The organism is Palleronia pelagia, assembly GCF_900110115.1.
Taxonomy (GTDB): domain Bacteria; phylum Pseudomonadota; class Alphaproteobacteria; order Rhodobacterales; family Rhodobacteraceae; genus Palleronia; species Palleronia pelagia.
Window position 1 is genome coordinate 24,789 of sequence record NZ_FOCM01000006.1, and the last position, 20,273, is coordinate 45,061.

The 20,273-nt window shown below is 66.5% G+C and carries 21 protein-coding genes and 1 tRNA gene; 9 read left to right on the top strand and 13 right to left on the bottom strand.

The window, feature by feature from the left end:
- The first annotated feature begins 48 nt into the window (after positions 1-48).
- Positions 49-321, top strand: coding sequence for a hypothetical protein (locus BMX96_RS13070; RefSeq protein ID WP_091845907.1), 273 nt, complete (start codon positions 49-51; stop codon positions 319-321).
- A gap of 99 nt (positions 322-420) precedes the next feature.
- Here the strand turns inward: BMX96_RS13070 and BMX96_RS13075 are convergent, their stop codons facing one another.
- The 4 genes from BMX96_RS13075 to BMX96_RS13090 form a co-directional block, all read right to left on the bottom strand.
- Positions 421-1,734 carry a cytochrome-c peroxidase gene (locus BMX96_RS13075; protein WP_091846126.1) on the bottom strand — a complete coding sequence of 438 codons (1,314 nt, stop codon included), beginning with the start codon at positions 1,732-1,734 and terminating at the stop codon, positions 421-423.
- Between the two features lie 180 nt (positions 1,735-1,914).
- Positions 1,915-3,006, bottom strand: a complete 1,092-nt coding sequence (locus BMX96_RS13080; protein WP_175481745.1) for a site-specific DNA-methyltransferase — start codon at positions 3,004-3,006, stop codon at positions 1,915-1,917.
- A gap of 108 nt (positions 3,007-3,114) precedes the next feature.
- Positions 3,115-3,777: a ribonuclease HII gene (locus BMX96_RS13085; RefSeq protein ID WP_407944668.1), complete on the bottom strand. Its 663-nt coding sequence runs from the start codon at positions 3,775-3,777 to the stop codon at positions 3,115-3,117.
- Positions 3,778-3,887: 110 nt separating this feature from the next.
- Positions 3,888-4,361, bottom strand: a complete 474-nt coding sequence (locus BMX96_RS13090; RefSeq protein WP_091845909.1) for a DUF3824 domain-containing protein — start codon at positions 4,359-4,361, stop codon at positions 3,888-3,890.
- A 189-nt stretch (positions 4,362-4,550) separates the two neighbouring features.
- Between BMX96_RS13090 and BMX96_RS13095 the strand changes: the two genes are divergently transcribed.
- Positions 4,551-4,838 (top strand): hypothetical protein, encoded by a 288-nt coding sequence (locus tag BMX96_RS13095; RefSeq protein WP_073127760.1) that lies wholly within the window; start codon positions 4,551-4,553, stop codon positions 4,836-4,838.
- On the top strand, positions 4,810-5,511 hold the full coding sequence (locus BMX96_RS13100; protein WP_091845910.1) for a winged helix-turn-helix domain-containing protein: 702 nt from the start codon (positions 4,810-4,812) through the stop codon (positions 5,509-5,511). Before BMX96_RS13095 ends, BMX96_RS13100 begins: the two co-directional genes overlap by 29 nt.
- 251 nt (positions 5,512-5,762) lie before the next feature.
- Here the strand turns inward: BMX96_RS13100 and BMX96_RS13105 are convergent, their stop codons facing one another.
- Entirely contained in the window at positions 5,763-5,960 is a 198-nt protein-coding gene (locus tag BMX96_RS13105; protein ID WP_091845911.1) for a hypothetical protein, read from the bottom strand.
- A gap of 185 nt (positions 5,961-6,145) precedes the next feature.
- Positions 6,146-8,761: an ATP-dependent chaperone ClpB gene (gene clpB, locus BMX96_RS13110; RefSeq protein WP_091845912.1), complete on the bottom strand. Its 2,616-nt coding sequence runs from the start codon at positions 8,759-8,761 to the stop codon at positions 6,146-6,148.
- Positions 8,762-9,149: 388 nt separating this feature from the next.
- Here clpB and BMX96_RS13115 point away from each other — a divergent pair, with 388 nt between their 5' ends.
- On the top strand, positions 9,150-9,386 hold the full coding sequence (locus tag BMX96_RS13115) for a hypothetical protein (RefSeq protein WP_091845913.1): 237 nt from the start codon (positions 9,150-9,152) through the stop codon (positions 9,384-9,386).
- Between the two features lie 157 nt (positions 9,387-9,543).
- On the opposite strand, the gene BMX96_RS13120 is transcribed toward BMX96_RS13115, so the two are convergent.
- A complete protein-coding gene (locus BMX96_RS13120) occupies positions 9,544-9,930 on the bottom strand; it encodes an ester cyclase (protein WP_091845914.1) in 387 nt (128 codons plus the stop codon).
- A gap of 173 nt (positions 9,931-10,103) precedes the next feature.
- Positions 10,104-10,694, bottom strand: coding sequence for a hypothetical protein (locus tag BMX96_RS13125; RefSeq protein ID WP_091845915.1), 591 nt, complete (start codon positions 10,692-10,694; stop codon positions 10,104-10,106).
- 131 nt (positions 10,695-10,825) lie between these two features.
- Between BMX96_RS13125 and pyrF the strand changes: the two genes are divergently transcribed.
- Together pyrF and BMX96_RS13135 are read left to right on the top strand one after the other, a co-directional pair.
- Complete coding sequence (pyrF, locus tag BMX96_RS13130; protein WP_091845916.1) at positions 10,826-11,518, top strand: orotidine-5'-phosphate decarboxylase; 693 nt, start codon at positions 10,826-10,828, stop codon at positions 11,516-11,518.
- 49 nt (positions 11,519-11,567) lie between these two features.
- A tRNA-Arg gene (locus BMX96_RS13135) sits at positions 11,568-11,644 on the top strand.
- 192 nt (positions 11,645-11,836) lie between these two features.
- Here the strand turns inward: BMX96_RS13135 and BMX96_RS13140 are convergent.
- Positions 11,837-13,588: an ATP-dependent nuclease gene (locus tag BMX96_RS13140; protein ID WP_091845917.1), complete on the bottom strand. Its 1,752-nt coding sequence runs from the start codon at positions 13,586-13,588 to the stop codon at positions 11,837-11,839.
- Between the two features lie 544 nt (positions 13,589-14,132).
- Here BMX96_RS13140 and BMX96_RS13145 point away from each other — a divergent pair.
- Positions 14,133-14,870, top strand: a complete 738-nt coding sequence (locus tag BMX96_RS13145; protein ID WP_091845918.1) for a M48 family metallopeptidase — start codon at positions 14,133-14,135, stop codon at positions 14,868-14,870.
- 68 nt (positions 14,871-14,938) lie between these two features.
- On the opposite strand, the gene BMX96_RS13150 is transcribed toward BMX96_RS13145, so the two are convergent.
- The 4 genes from BMX96_RS13150 to BMX96_RS13165 form a co-directional block, all read right to left on the bottom strand.
- Positions 14,939-15,721 carry a glycoside hydrolase family 25 protein gene (locus BMX96_RS13150; protein ID WP_236737067.1) on the bottom strand — a complete coding sequence of 261 codons (783 nt, stop codon included), beginning with the start codon at positions 15,719-15,721 and terminating at the stop codon, positions 14,939-14,941.
- A 90-nt stretch (positions 15,722-15,811) separates the two neighbouring features.
- A complete protein-coding gene (gene pyrC, locus BMX96_RS13155; RefSeq protein WP_091845920.1) occupies positions 15,812-17,083 on the bottom strand; it encodes a dihydroorotase in 1,272 nt (423 codons plus the stop codon).
- A 186-nt stretch (positions 17,084-17,269) separates the two neighbouring features.
- Complete coding sequence (locus BMX96_RS13160) at positions 17,270-17,791, bottom strand: hypothetical protein (RefSeq protein ID WP_091845921.1); 522 nt, start codon at positions 17,789-17,791, stop codon at positions 17,270-17,272.
- Between the two features lie 67 nt (positions 17,792-17,858).
- Entirely contained in the window at positions 17,859-18,800 is a 942-nt protein-coding gene (locus tag BMX96_RS13165; RefSeq protein WP_073127784.1) for an aspartate carbamoyltransferase catalytic subunit, read from the bottom strand.
- Between the two features lie 102 nt (positions 18,801-18,902).
- Here BMX96_RS13165 and BMX96_RS13170 point away from each other — a divergent pair, with 102 nt between their 5' ends.
- Complete coding sequence (locus tag BMX96_RS13170; RefSeq protein ID WP_091845922.1) at positions 18,903-19,673, top strand: uracil-DNA glycosylase; 771 nt, start codon at positions 18,903-18,905, stop codon at positions 19,671-19,673.
- Complete coding sequence (locus tag BMX96_RS13175; protein WP_091845923.1) at positions 19,670-20,260, top strand: metallophosphoesterase family protein; 591 nt, start codon at positions 19,670-19,672, stop codon at positions 20,258-20,260. The genes BMX96_RS13170 and BMX96_RS13175 overlap by 4 nt, the downstream gene beginning before the upstream one ends.
- The last annotated feature ends 13 nt before the right edge of the window (positions 20,261-20,273 follow it).

Sequence of the window (20,273 nt, forward strand, 5' to 3'; positions counted from 1 at the left end):
GCGGCGTTTAGGGGGCAGACACGGATCCGAATTGAATAGAGGTACGCCATGGCGAAACTGTTGATCGAAGCGCTGGACAAGGCCGAGGCCGGCGAATGGGATGCGGCGCACGAAATCGTGCAGCAATACGACGGGCGCGGGGCGGCGTGGCTGCACGCCTACCTGCACAAGGTCGAGGGCGACGACTCCAACGCCCGCTACTGGTATCGGAAGGCCGACATGCAGCCCTTCGAGGGCGACCGGTACGAGGAGCTTTACGCGCTGCGGCAGGAGCTGACCTCGGGGACCGAGGGCATGATGGGGCAGAAGCCGGCGACCTGATCTCGGCATCGCGCGTGGCGCCGGACCGGGAAGGGGCTCCGCCCCGCCGCTGACGCGGCCCCCCGAGGTATTTTGGGAAAGATGAAGGCGCGGCGGCGGTCAGCGCTCGATCGCCAGCCCCGAGGGAACGTGTTCCGGTATGCCCAGCCGGCCGGTCAGGGAGGCCGGGTCGGTGAGCGACTCGAGGAAGGCGAGGAGCGCGTCGAGATCATTGGCGTCCAATAGGCGGCCGGGCCGGGCCGCGGCCGCGATGGCGGCGCGCTCGGCCGGGTTGTCGAGAGCCCAGTCGTCGGGCGCGATGTTTTCAAGCCGCGGCAGGGTGGGCGCGTCGTCGTAGCGGTCGAGCGCGGTCGCCGGGTCCGCGTGATTGCGCAGGAAGGCCCGCAGGTCGGAATGCGCGCCCGCATGGCCCCAAGGGCCGGTGCGGGTCACGTTGCGCAGCATGGGCGTCCGGAACGCGTAGGCGTCGTCGGCGGCGCCGGTAACCCGCATCCGGCCCGTGTCCTGCTGGTGGGACTCGAACCGCGCGGCCTTGCCCGGTCCGATCTGCGGCGCGCCCATGGCGTGGAAGGCGTTGTCGGTCATCAGCGGGCCGGCGTGGCAGTCGGCGCAGCCCGCGTCGCCGTAGAAGAGTTCCATCCCTTCGGCCGCCGCGCCCGTCAGGGGCGACTCGTCGCGCAGGGCGGCATCGAAGGCGCTGTCGGTGGCGCGCCATTCGAAGTTCATGAAGGCGGCGATGGCGTCGGAGATGTCGGTGAAGTCGATGGGCTGGCCGGCCGCGATCTCGGGATAGGCCTCGGCGAACATGGCGGCGTATTCGGGAATGCCGGCCACCCGCGCGGCGATGGTTTCCCACGCGCCGTCGGGGCCGGTCAGCCGCCCCTGGCGCACCAGTTGCGCCACGTCGTTCTCGGTATAATGGCCGGCCATCTCGTCGGGGCTGAGCACCGGGAACATGGTCTGGGCCGACAGCAGGCTGTCGAAGCCGGCCACCATGTCCTGGCCCAGGGGCGTGCGCAGGCCGCCGGGCCGGGTCTCGTCCACCTCGATCCGGCCATCGTGAAACAGGACCGTCACCCCCGGGTGGCCGAGGTTGAACAGCCCCGGCGCGTTGCGCGGGATGCGCTGTTCGGGCGGGTTGTCGGGATCGGCCACGCGGTCGGGGCCAAGGCCGGTACCGCCATCGCCGATCCCGAGGCTCACGCCGTCGCCGGTGGCGAAACGCGGGTGGTGACAGGTGGCGCAGGAGACCGTGCGGCTGCCCGACAGGATCGGGTCGTAGAACAGCAGCTGGCCCAGCTTGACCTCGGCCGCCGGGTGCCGCGGGAAGTCGTCGGGATCCAGCGGTGGCGGCAGGTCGGCGGCCGCGAGCGGCGTGGCAAGGGAAAGGGCGAAGCAGGCAAGGCGCAACATGGCGGCAACGGTGCTGTGGGCGCGGGGCGCGGTCAAGCGGGTGGCGCCATGCCGGGCCGGCGCGGGCAAAAAAAACCCCGCCGACATCGGTCGGCGGGGCAAGGTTGCACCATGGGGCAGGCGCGGATGCGCCCGTCCTTGCCATGGTGCCGGCGGTAACTTCTGGGGTGTCTCGGTGGCCTAGCGCATTTCGGCGCGGATCTGTTGGCGCAGGATGTCGATGGGGACTTTCTGCCCCTCTTTCACGAAGCTCCAATAGGTCCAGCCGTTGCAGCTGGGGGCCCCGTCGAGGGCCGCGCCCACCTGGTGGATCGATCCGGTCAGCCGGTCTGCGACCAACGTGCCGTCGGCGCGGACCTTGGCGGTCTGGCCGCGCGCGTTGACCAGCATCTCGCCCGGGCGCAGCATGCCGCGTTCGACCAGCTGGCCGAAGGGCACGCGCGGCTCGGCGCGCTTGGACTGCGTGACGTCCAGGGCCGAGCGGTCGAACTTGCGCACCCGCGACAGGCGGCGTTCGGCAACGGCGATATAGGCCTCGTCGCGCTCGATCCCGATGAAGTCGCGGCCCAGCATCTTGGCCACGGCGCCGGTGGTGCCCGATCCGAAGAAGGGGTCCAGTACCACGTCGCCGGGATTGGTCGTGCCCACAAGCACGCGGTGCAGCAGGCTGTGGGGCTTCTGCGTCGGATGGGCCTTGTTGCCGTCGGCATCCTTCTCGCGCTCGTGGCCGGAACAGATCGGCATGGTCCAGTCGCTGCGCATCTGGACGCCGTCATTCATCGCCTTCAGCGCATCGTAGTTGAACGTGTATTTCGACGCCTGGTCACGGCCCGCCCAGATCATCGTCTCGTGGGCGTTGGTCAGCCGCTTGCCGCGGAAATTCGGCATCGGATTGGTCTTGCGCCAGACGACGTCGTTCAGGATCCAGAAGCCCTCGTCCTGCAGGGCGGCGCCCACGCGGAAGATGTTGTGATAGCTGCCGATGACCCAGATGGCGCCATCGGGCTTCAGCACCCGCCGCGCGGCTTGCAGCCAGGCGCGGGTGAAGTCGTCATAGGCCTTGAAGCTCGAGAACTGGTCCCAGGCATCGTCGACGGCATCGACCTGGCTGCCCTCGGGACGATGCAGGGTGTTCTTCAGCTGCAAATTGTAGGGCGGATCGGCAAAGATCAGATCGACGCTCGCCTCGGGAAGCTGTCCCATGGCGTCGATGCAATCCCCGCGCACGATCATGTTGAGCGGCAGCTGAGCTGCGCTTTTCGTCCGGTTCATCGGTTTCACTGCCTCGTGGTCGCGCCTTTTTGGCGGCGCTTGTGTTGTGAGGCCAAGGATGGCCAGCGGCCCCGCCGGGGTCAAAATCTTTTTGAATCCGGCAGATTGTTAATTTTCTTGATACAATATCTTGTGGATCGGCTTGAAAGAACGCCGATGATGTGGGGTCACACCGTGGCTTTTCAGCCCCACATGATGTGCGGTGGTGCCGTAGCCCTTGTTGCTTTCCCAGGCGTAATGCGGGTGCTGTTGCGCGAGCGTCACCATGGTCCGGTCGCGTGCCACCTTGGCCACGATCGAAGCTGCGGCGATGGAGACCGACAGCCCGTCGCCGCCGACCACGGGTGTGGCGGGGCAGGGCAGGCCGGTGGGCAGGCGGTTGCCGTCGATCAGCAGGTGGCCCGGCGGCACCGGCAGCGCGTCGATGGCCCGACGCATGGCGACGAAGCTGGCCTGCAGGATGTTCAGGCGGTCGATCTCCTCCACCGTGGCTTCGCCCAAACCGATCTCGGCCGCCTCGAACAGCTGGGCATAGAGCGCCTCGCGACGATTGGGGCTGAGCTTCTTGCTGTCGTCCAGACCTTCGGGAATGGCCGCGGGGTCCAGGACGACGGCGGCTGCCACGACCGGCCCCGCCCAGGGGCCGCGGCCGACTTCGTCGATGCCGGCGATGCGCAGGCGGCCTCTGGCCCCGAAACGCGTCTCGTACATGTCGTCTGGCATGGTCCAGACATCGCCCGCCGGGCGGTCCTGTGCAAGCGCCAATGCCATGAAAAATTGGGGCGGGACCGTTCCCGATGGGTTCGATCCCGCCCCGTCACGACCCGCCGCGCCAAGATGTGCGGAGTGGTTTGCGATGGGCCGTGAAGACGGGGCCGCGCTTAGTGTCGCTGCGCCACCGTCCATCCCTGTCGCTGCAGGCAGCGCGCGCCGTAGACGGCGCGGTCGCGGCCAAACGCGTGGACGATCCGTTCGCAGCGCCGCGGCAGGTTCCGGGCCTGCGGGAAATGCCGTTGCAGACAGCGCTTTCCGTAAACGGCGCGCAGGCCACGGCCGGTTTCGACCCGGTGTTGGCAAACGGCCGGCAGGGCGCGTTCGGCCCGGTGGTCGCGATACCGGTCCCGGTCGCGCTGGCGTTCGCGCTCGCGCTCGGCGGCGCGCTCACGCTCACGTTCGCGGTCCTTGCGGTCGTCCTTGTACTTGTCGATGGCGACGCCCAGCACGCCAATGGCGGCCAGCGCGGCCAGAAGCTGGCCCGCCTGTTCCTGGTTGATCTGTGCCTGCGCCTGCGGGGCGGACACGGGACTGGTGGCAAGGCCAAGGCCGAGGATGGCGGCGAGTAGGATACGGGACATGGCGTGGCTCCTTTCGGGATCGCGTTTCTGTCGATGCCCCTGCTTGGTGCCGGGTCGCCAAGCCACGCAATATCGCCCGCTCGTCATCGCATAACAGCGCGCCATCGCCCCGTGGTCATTGATTGTCGCGGGGGCGCGGGCCATGGTTCGGATCACGCCCATGCCCTTTTTCAGAAGGTGTCCGACCCGATGTTCCGCTTTGCCAGATGCGCCGCGATCAGCGCCATCGCCCTTGTCGCCGCCGGCGCGGTCGAGGCCGCGTGCTACGTGGATTACAAGGCGCGCATCGCGCAGCCTTTCCAGTTGCATTACGGTGTAATCCGGCTCAGCGATGCCGAATGCGCCGATCCCCGTGCCGCCGTGCAGGCCCGCATCGGCGTGGACGGCTGGGAGGTGCTGGCGATCATGGACCAGTTCGACGAGGCGGGTGCAGAGGCAAGGAGGAACGATGCTGCGGGTTTTTACCTCCGTTACTGACAGCCGGTCGGCGGGCCGCGTCGTCGCCATCGGGATCGCCGTGATCGTGGCGATCCTGCTCATGGCGGCGGTCGGGCTGTTCCTGAGCCTGCCCGACGCCAACGCGTTCAACGCGCGGGTCGAGCGGCTTTTCGTCGAGAACGCCGACCTCGTCTCGGGCGAAAGCATTCGCCTGCTCGAGATCCTCGCCCAGTCCGGCACCGCGTTTTCCGAGGTGCTGGCATCCTACCGCGTCATCATCTTCGTGCTTCTGGTCTTTGCGGCGGCGCTGTTGCTGGCGTCGCTCGCGTTTCTCGTGACCATCGTGGCGCTGAACCGCCGCATGGGCGAGATCGAGCGCGCGGGCATCCAGGTGTCCAGCCTTCTCATCAGCCGCGAAGAGCGGACCGTGTATCTGAACAACATGGAATTCGCCCTGACCGAGGCGGCGATCGAAACGCTGTCGGTTCTGGCCGAGGCGCGCATGGACGACGACGTGCTGTCGGGCTCGCAGATCGAGGCGATGGTGTCGGGCCGGGATGCATCGGATTGCGACGAGGCATCGGGCGCCACGCGGATCAAGCGGCTGCGCGATGCGCTGGGCAACCAGATGGTCAGCGAGTTGCTGGTCAAGACCATCGCCCGGCGCGGCTACATGCTGTCCATCGACAAGGACGTGATCCGTATGGTGTGAGCACCGGCCCGGCGCAGCCGGCGATCGCTCCGGTGGAGCGATCGAGGTGCGAACGGGCGGAGCCCCAAAAGCGCGCCCGGAAATCGCTCCAGTGGAGCGATTTCAGCGCCGAACGGGCGGAGCCCCCGAGGCGACCGGCCCGGCAAAGCCGGCGATCGCTCCGGTGGAGCGATCGAAGTGCGAACGGGCGGAGCCCCAATAGCTGCGCCGAACGGGCAGAGCCCGGACCGAGGCGGTGCAAGCCCGTCCCCTCACCCGTAGTAGTGCCGCCAGCTTTTCTCGCAGTGGCGCGCGCCGAAGACGCGGACCCAACCGGCCCAGAAGCGGTACCGTTTGCGCAGCCGCCAGCCCCGGGCGCACCAGCTTTCGTTCACACCGAAGGTCAGGCGGCAGGTCAGCCGTGACAGGCCGAGGATGTGGCGGCGGACCGTCAGCAGCCCGAGCGCCATGCACCGTGGAGGGGAGTGTTCCATGCGTCTCTCCGCTTGGGATCCACGAGGGTTGGCTCGGGGGCTCAATCCCTCGCGGTTTCCATCGCAGCGGAGTGTAAATCTTGTGTGACGGCCCCGTTCGCCGTCACGCCATCGGATGCAACACAAAAAAGGCCCCGCGGTGTCCCGCGGGGCCCTGGGGTTCAGTGCACCACCGCGTCCTGCGGCGGCTGACGGTTCGAGGATGACACCCGGTCGCCCACCAGCAGCCCGTCGGCACCGGCGCTGATCTTGACGGTTGCGCCGTCGCCGATATCGCCGGCCAGGATCATCTCGGCCAGCTGGTCCTGCAGCGCACGCTGGATCACCCGCTTCAGCGGCCGGGCCCCGAAGACGGGGTCGTAGCCCTCGTCGGCCAGCCACTTGCGCGCGCCGTCGTCCAGATCGAGCGTGATCTTGCGACCCGCCAGACGCTTCTCCAGCCGGGCAAGCTGGATATCGACGATGCCGTCCATGTCCTCGCGGCTGAGGCGGTCGAAGATCACCGTCTCGTCCAGCCGGTTCAGGAACTCGGGCCGGAAATGGGCACGCACCGCTTCCATCACGTCGCGCCGGGCCTGCGCGCTGTCGGCGCCCTCGGGCAACTGGCTGAGCGCCTGGGACCCGAGGTTCGAGGTCAGCACGATCAGCGTCTGCTTGAAATCCACGTGCCGGCCCTGGCCATCGGTCAGAACACCGTCATCCAGCACCTGAAGCAGCACGTTGAACACGTCCGGGTGCGCCTTCTCGACCTCGTCGAACAGGATCACCTGGTAGGGACGCCGCCGGACGGCCTCGGTCAGGACGCCGCCCTCGTCGTAGCCCACGTATCCCGGGGGCGCGCCGATCAGGCGGGCGACCGCGTGCTTCTCCATGAACTCGGACATGTCGATCCGAACCATGGCCTGGTCGTCGTCGAACAGGTACTCGGCCACGGCCTTGGTCAGCTCGGTCTTGCCAACGCCGGTGGGGCCGAGGAACAGGAAGCTGCCCAGCGGGCGGTTCTCGTCGTTCAGGCCCGCGCGCGCCCGGCGTACGGCGTTCGATACGGCCTGCACGGCGGTGCGCTGGCCGATGACGCGCTTGCCCAGCTCCTCTTCCATCTTCAGAAGCTTCTCGCGTTCGCCTTCCAGCATCTTCGAGGTCGGGATGCCGGTCCAGCGCTCGACGACCTGTGCGATCTGCTCGGGGCGCACGGCCTCTTCGACCATCACGTCGCCCTCGCGGTCCTCGGCCTCGCCGAGTTCCTTCTCGAGTTGCGGGATGATGCCGTAGGACAGCTCACCGGCGCGGGCCAGGTTGCCCTCGCGCTTGGCGATGTCCAGCTCGGCGCGGGCGCGGTCCAGACGCTCTTTCAGCGTGCGGGCCGAGTCGAGCTTGTCGCGCTCGGCCTGCCATTTCGCCGTCATCTCGTCCGCGCGTTCCTGCAGGTCCGCGAGCTCACGCTCGAGCTTCTCCAGCCGGTCCTTGCTGGCCTGGTCGTCCTCCTTGCGCAGGGCTTCGGCCTCGATCTGCTTTTGCAGGATGTCGCGGTCCAGCGCGTCCAGTTCCTCGGGTTTGCTGTCCACTTCCATGCGCAGGCGCGACGCGGCCTCGTCCATCAGGTCGATGGCCTTGTCGGGCAGGAACCGGTCGGTGATGTAGCGATGGCTGAGCGTCGCCGCCGCGACCAGCGCCGCGTCCGAGATCCGCACGCCGTGGTGTAGCTCGTATTTCTCCTTGATGCCGCGCAGGATCGACACGGTGTCTGCCTCGGTCGGCTCTTCGACCATCAACGGCTGGAACCGGCGGGCCAGCGCCGCGTCCTTTTCCACGTGCTTGCGGTATTCATCCAGCGTGGTGGCGCCGACACAGTGCAACTCGCCCCGCGCAAGGGCGGGTTTCAGCAGGTTCGACGCATCCATGGCGCCTTCGGATTTGCCCGCGCCGACCAGCGTGTGCATCTCGTCGATGAACAGGATGATCTCGCCCGCAGCCGAGGTGACCTCGGACAGGACGGCCTTCAGACGCTCTTCGAACTCGCCGCGATACTTCGCGCCCGCGATCAGTGCGCCCATGTCCAGCGACAGCAGCCGCTTGTTGCGCAGGCTTTCCGGCACGTCACCGTTGACGATCCGCAGGGCAAGACCCTCGGCGATGGCGGTCTTGCCGACGCCGGGCTCACCGATCAGGACGGGGTTGTTCTTGGTCCGCCGGCTCAGAACCTGCATGGTGCGCCGGATCTCGTCGTCGCGGCCGATGATCGGGTCGATCTTGCCCTCGCGTGCCCGCTCGGTCAGGTCGAGGCTATATTTCTTCAGCGCATCGTACCCTTCCTCGGCCGAGGCGGTGTCGGCGGTGCGGCCTTTGCGAACATCGTTGATCGCGGCGTTCAGCGCCTGGGCATTCACGCCGCCCATGTCCAGCGCGTCCTTGGCCTTGGATTTCACCATGGCCAGCGCGCAGAGAATGCGCTCGACCGGGGTGAAGCTGTCGCCGGCCTTCTTGGCCAGCTGCTGGGCCTGGTCCAGCACCTTGGCCACGCTTTGATCCATGTAGATCTGCGCGCCGTCGCCGCTGACCTTGGGCAGCTTGCCAAGGGCCAGTTCGACCTGTTCGGTCACGCGCTTGGCGTTGCCGCCGGCGGCATTGATGAGATTCGCGGCCAGCCCCTGGTCGTCGTCCAGCAGGGCCTTCAGCAAATGTTCGGGGACCAGGCGCTGGTGCTCCTCGCGCATGGCGATGGTCTGCGCGGCCTGGATGAACCCCCGAGAGCGTTCGGTGAATTGCTCCAAGTTCATTTTATCTTCTCCTTGTAAGCGTTTGGCCGGCGGGCGCCCGTCAGCGGCACGCCCCTTGGTCAGCCAAACCTTCGGGAATTCAGATGGGACTGTCCTTGACCTGCTTCAAGAAAGGCCGTGCGAAATAAATCACAGTCCTGTGAATCCTTACCCGGAACTTATCCACAGCTTCGCCGTTACTTGACCGTGTGGTTAACGCCTCACCGAGCAGCCAGAGGGTCGAACAAGACCCCGTCCAATCCACCGGCGCCGCACGCCGGACCGCAGGCAAGGCCCCAAGGGGGTCACGCCGATCAACCTGCTCGCCAAATCATTCATTCGGGCCGAGATGCCGCCGGCATCCGCCCACCACGACCGGGCGCGCGCCCGTGAGGAAGGAAGGCAAAGGATGATCATTCTCGACGCAGACCTGTCCCGGGTGCGCCGCGATCGCGATTTCGGCCGGATCGAAGCGCTGGTCTCGCTGTGGGTCAAGGAAAGCGGACGCCACGTCCGCCCGATCCGCCTGACCACCAACGTTCCCATCCGCGGCAACGGCCCGGTCCGGGCCCGACTCATCCAGGACGCCGCCGCGCTGGCCGCGCGCGGCCTGGCGCCCGACACCAGTTTACCCCGCGTCGCTTAACGTCCCTTATCTGCCTCGACGCGCAACTGGGCGCAGCGTATTGCCGCTGCGCCCTTTTTCTTGGGCGGGGGGCGGACCGTGGGGCCGTCGATCGCGGCCCGTCTCCGGGGGAGTGATCGGGTTCTAGAAAGCAGGGGCCTATTCGACCCCGTGACTCCTAGATCTGCTCCGCGACGCTGGCCTTGTCGATGACGGACCAGACGCGCCGGATCCTGTCGTCGTGATATTCGTAGAAGACATTCTCGGTGAACCTGATCCTCGCCCCGTTCACCGGCAGCCCGAACAGCTGGCCGACAGGCGTGCAGTCGAAGGCCAGCCGGCTGGCGATCACCGGCGGGTCGCAGGAGAGCATGGCAATGTTGAAGGACAGGTCGGGGATCGCCCGAAAGTCTTCGACCAGCATCCCCCGATAGCCGTCGAGCCCGATCGCGGCCCCGTTGTATTCGACGCCGTCCGCCACGTGCTGTTGCAGCGCGTCCCAGTCCTGCGCGTTCAGGCACGCGATGTAGCCCCGGTAGAGTTCCCTGATCCTGTCGCGCGTCACGTCGCCACCCCCCTTCGTCGGTCTTTTCGATTTCTAGGGACGGGCCTGCTCCCGGACCAGCCTCTTCAGGCGCTTCGCCCCGCTGGGAGGAGTGGTCGCAGAAAGGCTCCCGAAATTGCTTCGGGAGCCTTTGTATTGGCGCCACAGCGCCCCATGCTTTCAGATCTCGGGGCTTATTCGGCGATCGTCTCGTCGTCGCGGCCTTCGGGGCCCGACGGGGTGGGGACGAAGCCGGTGCCGCCGCTATCGGTGTCGCGCACCACCGACTGGTCCTCTTCGGGCGTCAGCTCGGTTTCGGTGTCGCGGCCGTCGGGAAAGCTTTCGTCCGATGCGTCTTCGACGCGGTCGGCGCCACTGTCGCTCGACTCGTCGACGATGAACTCGTCATCCGCGATGGTCGCCGACGACTCGGTCTGGGTGTCGCTCTCGTCATCCGGTGCGGGTTGGGGGGTCTCGCTGTCCTCGATGGGCTCCAGCGGATCCTCGGCCTCGGCCGGCGGCACGGTTTCCTGACCGGGCGCGGCCGGATCGACCTCGTCCAGCTCGTCGGTGATGCCCTCGGTCTCCATGTCGCGCTCGCCTTCGGGGTTGGTGCCCGCGCCGGCGGGACGGGACGAGATGTCGTCCTCGGCGATGATCGTCGGCTCGTCCGGCGGCGTCTCGTCGGACATGGCGAAGACGGCGACGATGGCGATCAGGGCCGCTGCCCCCACGAGAAAGATGGGGCCGAGGATGTTGCCGGCCCCTTTCGTTGATTTGGCCATGGTTTAGCCTCCTGTCTTTGGCGGCAAAACGGGTCCCCCCATGCGGCGGTTCCACTCTTGCGCCCCTTGCGTCAATCCGCCACTTGGGGTGCGCTCCCTGCGAAAAGCGCGATGCGAAAAGGATTCCGCCCATGACCGATGACCGCCTGATCGTTGCCCTGGACGTGCCCGACGCCATCGCCGGACTGGAGCTTGCGGGCCGCATCGGTCCCGCCGTCGGCTTCTACAAGATCGGGCTGGGCATGCTGACCGGCGGCGGGCTTGCCCTGGCGCGCGAGCTGAAGGACGAGCACGGCAAGCGGATCTTCCTCGACATGAAGCTGTTCGATATCGGTGCCACGGTCGAGGCGGCGGTGCGGGGATTGGTGCAGTTCGATCTCGATTTCCTGACCGTGCATGGCGACCCCCACGTGGTCCGCGCGGCGATGGAGGGCGCGGCCGGCTCGCGCACGCGCATCCTCGCGGTGACGATCCTGACCTCGCTGGACCGGTCCGACCTGGACGCGGGCCTGATGCGGGCGGGCGACATGGCGCAGATGGTCGAGGACCGCGCCGCCGCCGCGTTCGAGGCCGGCGCCGACGGCGTCATCGCCTCGCCGCAGGAGGCCGCCGCGATCCGCGCGTTGCCGCAATCCGAAGGCCGCCTGATCGTCACGCCGGGGGTCCGCCCCGAAGGATCGGCGCCCGGCGACCAGAAACGCATCGCCACCCCCGCTGGCGCCATCGGGGCGGGCGCCGACCATATCGTGGTGGGCCGTCCGGTCTGGCAGGCCCACGATCCGGCCGCCGCCGCGCGCGCCATCCTGTCGGACCTGCCGTCCTGAGCCCGCGGCTGGACGCGGGCGGAGCGATTGCCTAAAGCTGGCACCGATCGGTCCCGTGGCTCAACTGGATAGAGCAGCCCCCTCCTAAGGGGCAGGTTGCAGGTTCGAATCCTGCCGGGATCGCCAGCATCAACCCGTCGTCAGCAAAATCAATCACTTATCAGTCAATTCTGTAACTCAGGCCGACGAGTTTACAAGGAACATGTCGCGTCGAGAGGCTCGGCGCTGAGCCAGAAGAAATCAGACATGTTCACCGCTCTGTTTCCGCGCGGTGAATCACGCCCTTCCGCTCAGATCAATGGGGCCTGAGCTTAATTTTCATCTTAGGCCATTCCAGGATCGGATGTGCTCACAAAGGGTTTTTACCTGCTGTTGGAGGTCAAGATGGCCAACCATAGCACTCTCATCGATGTACTCTTCAGCCCGGTGGGCGAGATCAACCTTCGTAGCGGCAACTTGCGAAACTTCATAAATTGACGGGATGTCCTGATACTCGTCTTGAATGTTGAGTTTTTTCCCTGTGAGCTCCTCCCAGACCGCTGCGGGAACATAATTTTCGATCTCTTTTCCAGCAGTAACCCAGGTGTGTCCCCCTTGGAGCTCAACCTGGTGGATGATCTCCCTTTTTGTTGCGTTAAGCCTTTTCTGTGGTCGGCGCGGTTTGCCACCTTTAGTTTTCCAAGCGTTTGGGCGGCGATCGCTATCGATCACAACGGAAACGTTCCTGTTAATTGCGAGCATTGAGACTTTTTCTGGCAGACTCTCTGGGGGTAACGAGTCAAAGTGACTAAGCAGCTTGCCTCCGTAAAAAAGGATAGAGTAATGAATGCCTTCTCGAAGTGAGCCGCGGGATAATACTTCGATCCATCTATTCACGTAGACGCGGTCCGAGGGCCCCTCGACCCAAATAACACCATTCGCTTGCAATATATCTGAGCCTCGGACATCGAGGTCGGAGAGAATGCTGGATTTCCCGCTGTATTCCATCGCATTTTGGCAAATCGTCCGCCCGTCATCCCGCTTCACGTGAAGAATGGTTGAGTCATTGCGTTTCGCTGCGAGATCAATGCAAAGGGCCGAGTGGGTGGTTATAACCAAGCTAAAGTTCCGTTCAGCTCTTTGGTGCGCGAGAAAGTCGATAAGCCTTCGTAGCAATGCTGGATGAAGGTTATTTTCCGGCTCCTCTAGGCAGAAAATTAGTCTTGATGCAAAGCCGGTCTTTGCGATCTCTGGGTACAGACGAAGAAAGGCGAGTACAATAAAAACTGTTCTAAGAGAGCTGCCGGATTGCGAAAGTCTTATATCACCTTTGTCGTCCTCACGGAGATATATCTCCCACTCACTGGAGGTCTCGTTCTCCTGACATATAATTTCTGAAAAATGGCTATCGCCCAGATAAATTTCATTTATGTCTTGGAGTAGCGCTGCTTCGACTAGTTGCCGTGGCAGGTCGTCGCTATTGATAAAGGCCCGTACAAGATTTGTTAAGCCTGTTCCGGTCGGTCCTAAATCCCTACTAGTGCTCCTTTTCTCCGGTTGAACATCACGTTCAGCCCGAATTCTGGTGCTCCATAGGCCAGTAAACGGAGATTCTACGGCGTCCTGCATGTTGCTAATGGCTTCCTGCACAAGACCCTTTTCTTCCCCCTCGTTTTCAAGAAGCCTGACCTTATTATTATTGTCGATGCTCCATGTGAATTCATGTGGAATAATATGCTTTTCGGCATACATCCAGTAATTTGGCGCCGGAATGCGTGAGCTTGATGTGGATGAAGGGAATCGGCGCTTAATTTTCTCTTCATTTGGCCTCTGCTTGAACTCTACGCGAGGATCGCTGCCGTTTCGAGCTAGAGGGCCGTCGAAAATTTTTCCCGATGTGGTTACGCATTCTTGAATTACGTCAAGAATTGTGGATTTGCCAGAGTTATTTTTCCCAATTATGAAGGTGATCGGTGCGAACCAAAATAATCCGCTGCCGCAGTCGTCGAAGCACTTGACGCCCTTGATATTTATTTTCGCTCCATAAAGTGGGTGGTTCTTCGCGGGCGCGCTATCATCGGTATTCTTCATTTGGGCGGCCTTTTGTGGAGAATTATTATGTCATCTAAGTTTTTGGATTGATCTACAAGTTTTCGCAAAAGCGATTTGACGGGGTTGAGATTCAATGCGGTCTACTCGATTGCTTTCGTGTCTTTTGCCAGTCCCAACTTTCGTCAAATCAAGCCGGACCGCAAGTCGAAGACCGTAAAACTCGGAGTAGTCCTTGCATGAAGGGCGTTACACATGCAGCCGAGACTAGATGGCACTGCTCTGCTGCCCGCTGCGGTTGTTAGCACAGCCTGAGCCCAGTGCGGCCCCAGCGTGTCTAGGCTGGCAGCGAAAGCGATTCTACACGTCTTGATAGTAGCTACACCTGTTTGCAACTCGGGCTGTAACCTATTGATTTTTATGAGGCGGTGGAAGCAACATTTAATCGGTCAGGCCATTGATTTGCTCATGAGAGTTCGAAGCCTGCCGGGATCGCCAGTCCTCGCCATCCTTCGGTCGCGCCCCCCCGCGACGGAACGCCGCCGCCCCGGGCGCGTTATCCGGCGACCGGTCCCGGAGCTTTCCCATGTGCAATGCCTGCCTCAGCCGCCGCAGTTTCCTGAGCCTTGCCGCGGCGGGCACCGTTTCGGCCTGCGATGGACCGCCCGACCTTGTTCCGGACGCGCAGGTCGAAGCGATGGGGCTGCAGGCGTGGGAACAGATGCGCGCCGAGACGCCCGCCAGCCGCAACGCCGAGTACCAGGGCGCGCTGGACGCGGTGTCGCGCCGCCTGCTGGAAGAGCAGAACCAGCGCCCGCAGGACTGGGAGGTGGTCGTCTTCGCCTCGCCTCAGATCAACGCCTTCGCGCTGCCCGGCCGCAAGATCGGCATCTACGAGGGCATGTTCGGTGTGGTGCAGAACACCGACCAGTTGGCCGCCATCGTCGGCCACGAGATCGGGCACCTGGCCGCCGAGCACGCGCAGAAGCGCATGTCGGCGCAGGTGGCCAAGTCGCTGGGCGTGCGTTTTCTGGCCTGGGTTCTGAACGTCGGCGGCGTGGAGTACGGCAACGAGATCGCTGCCGCGCTGGGTCTGGGGGTCGAGGTGGGGCTGTTGCTGCCCTATTCCCGCGACCACGAGTTGGAGGCCGACCGCTTCGGCCTGCAGGCCATGGCGGGGGCGGGGTTCCGCCCCGAAGAGGCGGTGACCCTGTGGCAGCGGATGCAGGCCGCGCAGGGCAATCGCGGGCCGGAATTCCTGGCGACGCACCCCACGCCCGACAGCCGGATCGAGCAGATCGAGGAAATCCTTCAGACGATCTGAGGCCGGGCGTCAGCTGCCCCGCACGAGGTCAACCGGGATGATCTTCGGAAGATTGGTCCGAGACACCATCAGCCGCCCGCGAAACGGATCCAGTCGGCGCGGCTGCCGCGAAACGCGTTGATGTCCACGTCGCCCGAGAAGCCCGGCACGCGGCCCGTCCCGGTATATTGCCAGAACGCCCAGTCCTGCCCCGGATAGACCGTGGACGGGTGATCGGCGACCGCGCGCAGCCACATGGGATAGCCCAGCCGGCCCATGTCGTTGGTGCGGTAGAACTCGGGCGTGGTGTAGATCAGCGGACTGCGGCCATAGTGCCGTTCGATCCGGCGCAGGAACTCCTGCGCTTCGGCGCGGATCACCTCGGGGGGCGGGCGGCGCGTGCAGGTGGGCGAAAACGGCGTCCATTCCATGTCCAGCACCGGTGGCAGCGCATTGCGGTCGCGCGGGACGTTGCGGATGAACCACTCGGCCTGCTCTGCGGCCGGGCGGCACAGGTAGAAGAAGTGGTAGGCGCCCCGCGCCACGCCCGCCGCTGCGGCATCGCGCCAGTGTTGATCGAAGGCCGGGTCCACGTGATCGCCGCCCTCGGTCGCCTTGATGAAGGCGAAACTGACGCCCGACTGGCGCGCGGCGCGCCAATCCACGTCGGTCTGCCAGCGCGACAGGTCGATGCCGTGCACGGTGTAGGCCCAGGGGGCGCGGCCCGGCCAGTCCGTGGGGTCGCCATCGTCGAAGCGCGGGACGAACTGCGCGGCCGAGGCGACCACCGCACCGCCGGGTGCGGGCGCGCGGGATACATTGCAGCCCGCGACAAGCGCGACGACGACCAGAAGGCGAAGAAGATGGTGCACGGGAACCCCCACGGGTGAAACCATGCCCGAGCGTGCCGCGAAATCCGCCCGCCGCCAAGCGGCGCGTGGCGCAGCGCGGTCACATCGGCGTCACACCGCGTGCACCTGTTGCCCCGCGACCCAGGTGCCCAGCACGCGACCCTCCATCCGGGCGCCGTCGAAGGGCGTGTTCTTGGATTTCGAGGCCAGCGTCGCGCGATCCAGCACGAAGGGCGCGTCGGGGTCGAACAGCACCAGGTCGGCGGGGCAGCCCACTGCCAGCCGGCCCGCGGGCAGACCCAGCCGCCGCGCGGGGTTCAGGGACAGCGCGCGCCACAGGGTCGGCAGGTCCATGTGGCCCGCGTGGACCAGCCGCATGGCGGCGGGCAGAAGCGTCTCGAGCCCCACGGCGCCGCTGGCGGCCTCTTCGAAGGGCAGACGCTTGCTTTCCTCGTCCTGCGGCGTGTGCATCGAGCAGACCACGTCGATCAGCCCCGTCGCCACGGCCTCGACCACCGCCAGGCGGTCCTCCTCGGCGCGCAGCGGGGGCTTCAGCTTGAAGAAGGTGCGGAAATCGCCCAGGTCGATCTCGTTCAGGGTCAGGTGGTGGATGCCCACCCCGGCGGTCACGTCCAGCCCGTTGCGCTTGGCCCGTTCCAGGGCGGGCAGGGCGCGGGCGCTGGTGATCTGGTCGGCGTGGTAGCGCGCGCCCGTCATCTCGACCAGCGCCATGTCGCGGTCCAGCGCCATGCGCTCGGCCATGGGCGACACGCCCGACAGCCCCATGAGCGCGCTGAGCTTGCCCGAGGTCGCCGCCGCGCCCGCCGACAGGCTCGGGTCCTGCGGATGGGCTATGACCAGAGCGCCCATGGCGGCCGCGTAGGTCAGCGCGCGGGAAAACACCTTGCTGTCGGCCACCACCCGGTCGCAATCGGTGAAGGCCACGGCGCCGGCGTCGCTGAGAAACCCGATCTCGACCATCTCGCGGCCCGCGCGGCCCTTAGTGAGCGCGGCCATGGGGCGTACATGCACCGGGCTGTGGGCGGCCGCGCGGCGCGAGACGAATTCCAGCACCTCGGGCGTGTCGATTGCGGGGTCCGTGTCCGGGCGGGTGATGATCGTGGTGACCCCGCCGCGCGCCGCCGCCTGGCCGGCCGAGCCGAAGGACTCCTTGTGCCGTTCGCCCGGCTCGGAGACCTTCACGCCCAGGTCGACGATGCCGGGCGCCAGGCACTTGCCGCCGCAATCGACGATGCGCGCGCCGCGGGGCGCGTCGCCGTCGCGTGCCGTGATGACGCCGCCCTCGACGCTCAGGCTGCCTTCGTCCTCGGAAAGCATCTCGGGGTCGACGAGGCGGGCGTTGACGAAGTGAAGCGATGTCATCGGCGGATCCGGGCCTGTGGCTGCCCGGCCGTCCTAGGCACTGGCCCGGCGGCGGTCAATCGGCACGCGGGCACCCTTGGGGGCGCTGCCCCCGTCCGCTGGCGCGGACTCCCCCGGAGGTATTTGGGGACCAGTGATGGGGCCGGGAGCGTCACCGGCCGATCCGACGCGCACGTCGCCACGGTGTCACGCGGCGACGATGACCATGATCAGCGCGATGAGCAGCGCCACGGCCAGGGCAACCATGGCGACCATGCCGCTCTGGCGTTTCTCATTCCGGGCCGCCGGTTCCTCGGGCGGGGGTGTGGCCTGCCGGCCGCGGGCGCTGTCGGTATCGATCCGGCCCTCGGCGCCCCGCGCCGCCACCAGCGGATAGTCGCCCAGATGGATCAGGGGTTCGGACGGCGTGACCGGCTCACCGATCGGGGTCGCGCCGGGCAGCAGCAGAAGCACCGGCGCGCGCACCTGGTCGAGCCGCGCCTTGTCGGGGGCCAGCGACTCGGGCGCGATGCCTTCGCCCTCGGCCAGGTAGTTGGCCAGGCCGATCCCGGCCAACACCGAAGGATCGATCAGTTGCAGTCGGTCCCGGTCGGGCACCACCCCCAGCGCGGAGCCAAGCGCGGCCGGATCATCCAGCATCTGCGCCGCCTGCTCGGGCGGCAGGTCGACGCGGAAGACCTGGACATGGGTGGTGGGATCGATGGGCATTTGCAGCTCGCTTGTCGTTGAAATCACAAGACCCAACGGCGCGGGTCACGCCGCTGTTCCGAAGGGGTCACGCCGCCCGTGCCGCGCGCAGGTTCTGCGCCAGCAGGTCCATGGCGGCCATGCGGACGGCGACGCCCATCTCGACCTGTTCCTGGATGACCGAGCGGTTGATGTCGTCGGCGATCGTGCCGTCGATCTCGACGCCGCGGTTCATGGGGCCGGGGTGCATCACGATGGCATCGGGGGCCGCGTGGGAGAGCTTCTCGGCATCCAGGCCGTAGCGGTGGTAATACTCGCGCTCGGACGGGATGAAGCCGCCGTCCATGCGTTCCTTCTGAAGCCGGAGCATCATCACCACGTCGGCGCCGCGCAGGCCTTCGGCCATGTCGTGGTAGACCTCGACGCCCCAATCGGCGGCGCCCGAGGGGATCAGCGTCGGCGGCCCCACCAGCCGCAGGCGGCTTTCCATCTTGCCCAGCAGCCAGATGTTCGACCGCGCCACGCGGGAATGGGCGATGTCGCCGCAGATCGCCACGGTCAGCCGGTGCAGCCGGCCCTTCTTGCGCCGGATCGTCAGCGCGTCGAGCAGGCCCTGCGTCGGATGCTCGTGCCGGCCGTCGCCCGCGTTCAGCACGGCGCAGTTCACCTTCTCGGCCAGCAGGTTCACGGCGCCGGAATGGGGGTGGCGGACCACCAGCAGGTCGGGATGCATGGCGTTCAGCGTCAGCGCCGTGTCGATCAGCGTTTCGCCCTTCTTGATCGAGCTTGCCTGCATCGGCATGTTCATCACGTCGGCGCCCAGCCGCAGGCCCGCGATCTCGAAGCTCGCCAGCGTGCGGGTCGAATTCTCGAAGAACATGTTGACCTGGGTCATGCCCGCGAGCGCGTCGCCGTGCTTGTCCGGGCCGCGGTTCAGTTCGGCATAGTGCTGCGACAGGTCCAGCAGCGTGGTGATCTCGTCCGGGGCCAGTTGCTCGATGCCCAGAAGGTGTCTTTGCCGGAATGCCATGGCCGCTCTCCTCGCGCTGGGGCCGTCATAGCGGCGCGCGGGGGCGGGCGGCAAGGGCGGGCGGCTCTGGCACGGGGCGGCGGGCGCGGTTAGGGTTCGCGCATGGAGACATGGGATTCGTACGAGGCGGCGCGCGCGGCCCTGGCGTGGCAGGTCGAGCTTGGGGCGGACGAGGCGATCTGCGAGACGCCCGTCGACCGCTATGCCGCTTCGGCCGCCGCCCAGGCCGAGCGCGAGAAGCCCAAGGCCGACGCCCCGCACCTTCAGCCCGCGCCGGTCGCCGCCGACCCCGTCGCCGATGCCGAGCGCGTGGCGGGGGCTGCGAGCGATCTCGACGGGTTGCGCGCCGCCATGGCGGCCTTCGACGGCTGCGAGCTGAAGCGCGGCGCGCGCAACCTGGTCTTCGCCGACGGCGATCCGGCGGCGCGGCTGCTGATCCTGGGCGAGGCGCCGGGCCGCGACGAGGATATCGCGGGACGGCCCTTCGTCGGGCGCGCGGGCCAGTTGCTGGACCGGATGCTGGCGGCCATCGGGCTGGACCGCACGGCCCCCGCGTCGGTCTACATCACCAACGTCCTGCCCTGGCGCCCGCCGCAGAACCGCGACCCGAAACCGGACGAGATCGCGATGATGCTGCCCTTCGTGCGCCGCCATATCGAGCTGGCCGCGCCGGAGGTGATCGTGCTGATGGGCAACATCGCCTGCCAGGCCATGCTGGGCAAACGCGGCATCACCCGCCTGCGCGGCCAGTGGTCCGAGGCCTGCGGCCGCCCCGCGTTGCCCATGGTTCACCCCGCCTACCTGCTGCGCAACCCGGCGGCCAAGCGCGAGGCCTGGGCCGACCTGCTGGCCGTGAAGGACAGGCTGGGATGAGGATCGTCGCGGTCTCGGACCTGCATCTGGACGCGGCCCGGGCCGATGCGCTGGTCGCGGCGTCCGAGGGCGCCGATCTTGTCATCGGCGCGGGGGATTTCGCGCAGAACCACGACGGGCTGGACGCCTACATGGCGCGGCTCGCGCCCCTCGCGGACAGGATGATCGTCGTGCCGGGCAACAACGAGACGCTGGAGGCTTTGCGCGGTGCCACCGACGCTCTGGTGCTGCACGGCGGGTGGGTCGACTGGAACGGCGTCATCGTCGCAGGGCTTGGCGGTGGCGTGCCGCCGATCCCGCCGCAGCCCTGGGGATCGTGGGACCTGAATGAGGCGGCGGCGGGCGACCTGCTCGACGCGATCCCGGCGGCGGATGTCCTGGTGACCCATTCGCCACCCTACGGCATGGGCGACGACCATGCGCGCGAAGGACGCATCGGCTCGGCGGCGATCAAGTCGGCGATCCTGCGGCTGAAACCGGCGCTGAGCCTCTTCGGGCACGTCCATGACTGCTGGGGCGAAAGCGGCACGCTGGGGCCCACCCGCTGGCGCAACCTCGGGCCCGACCCGGTCTGGTTCGACCTGTGATCGGGCGGTCACG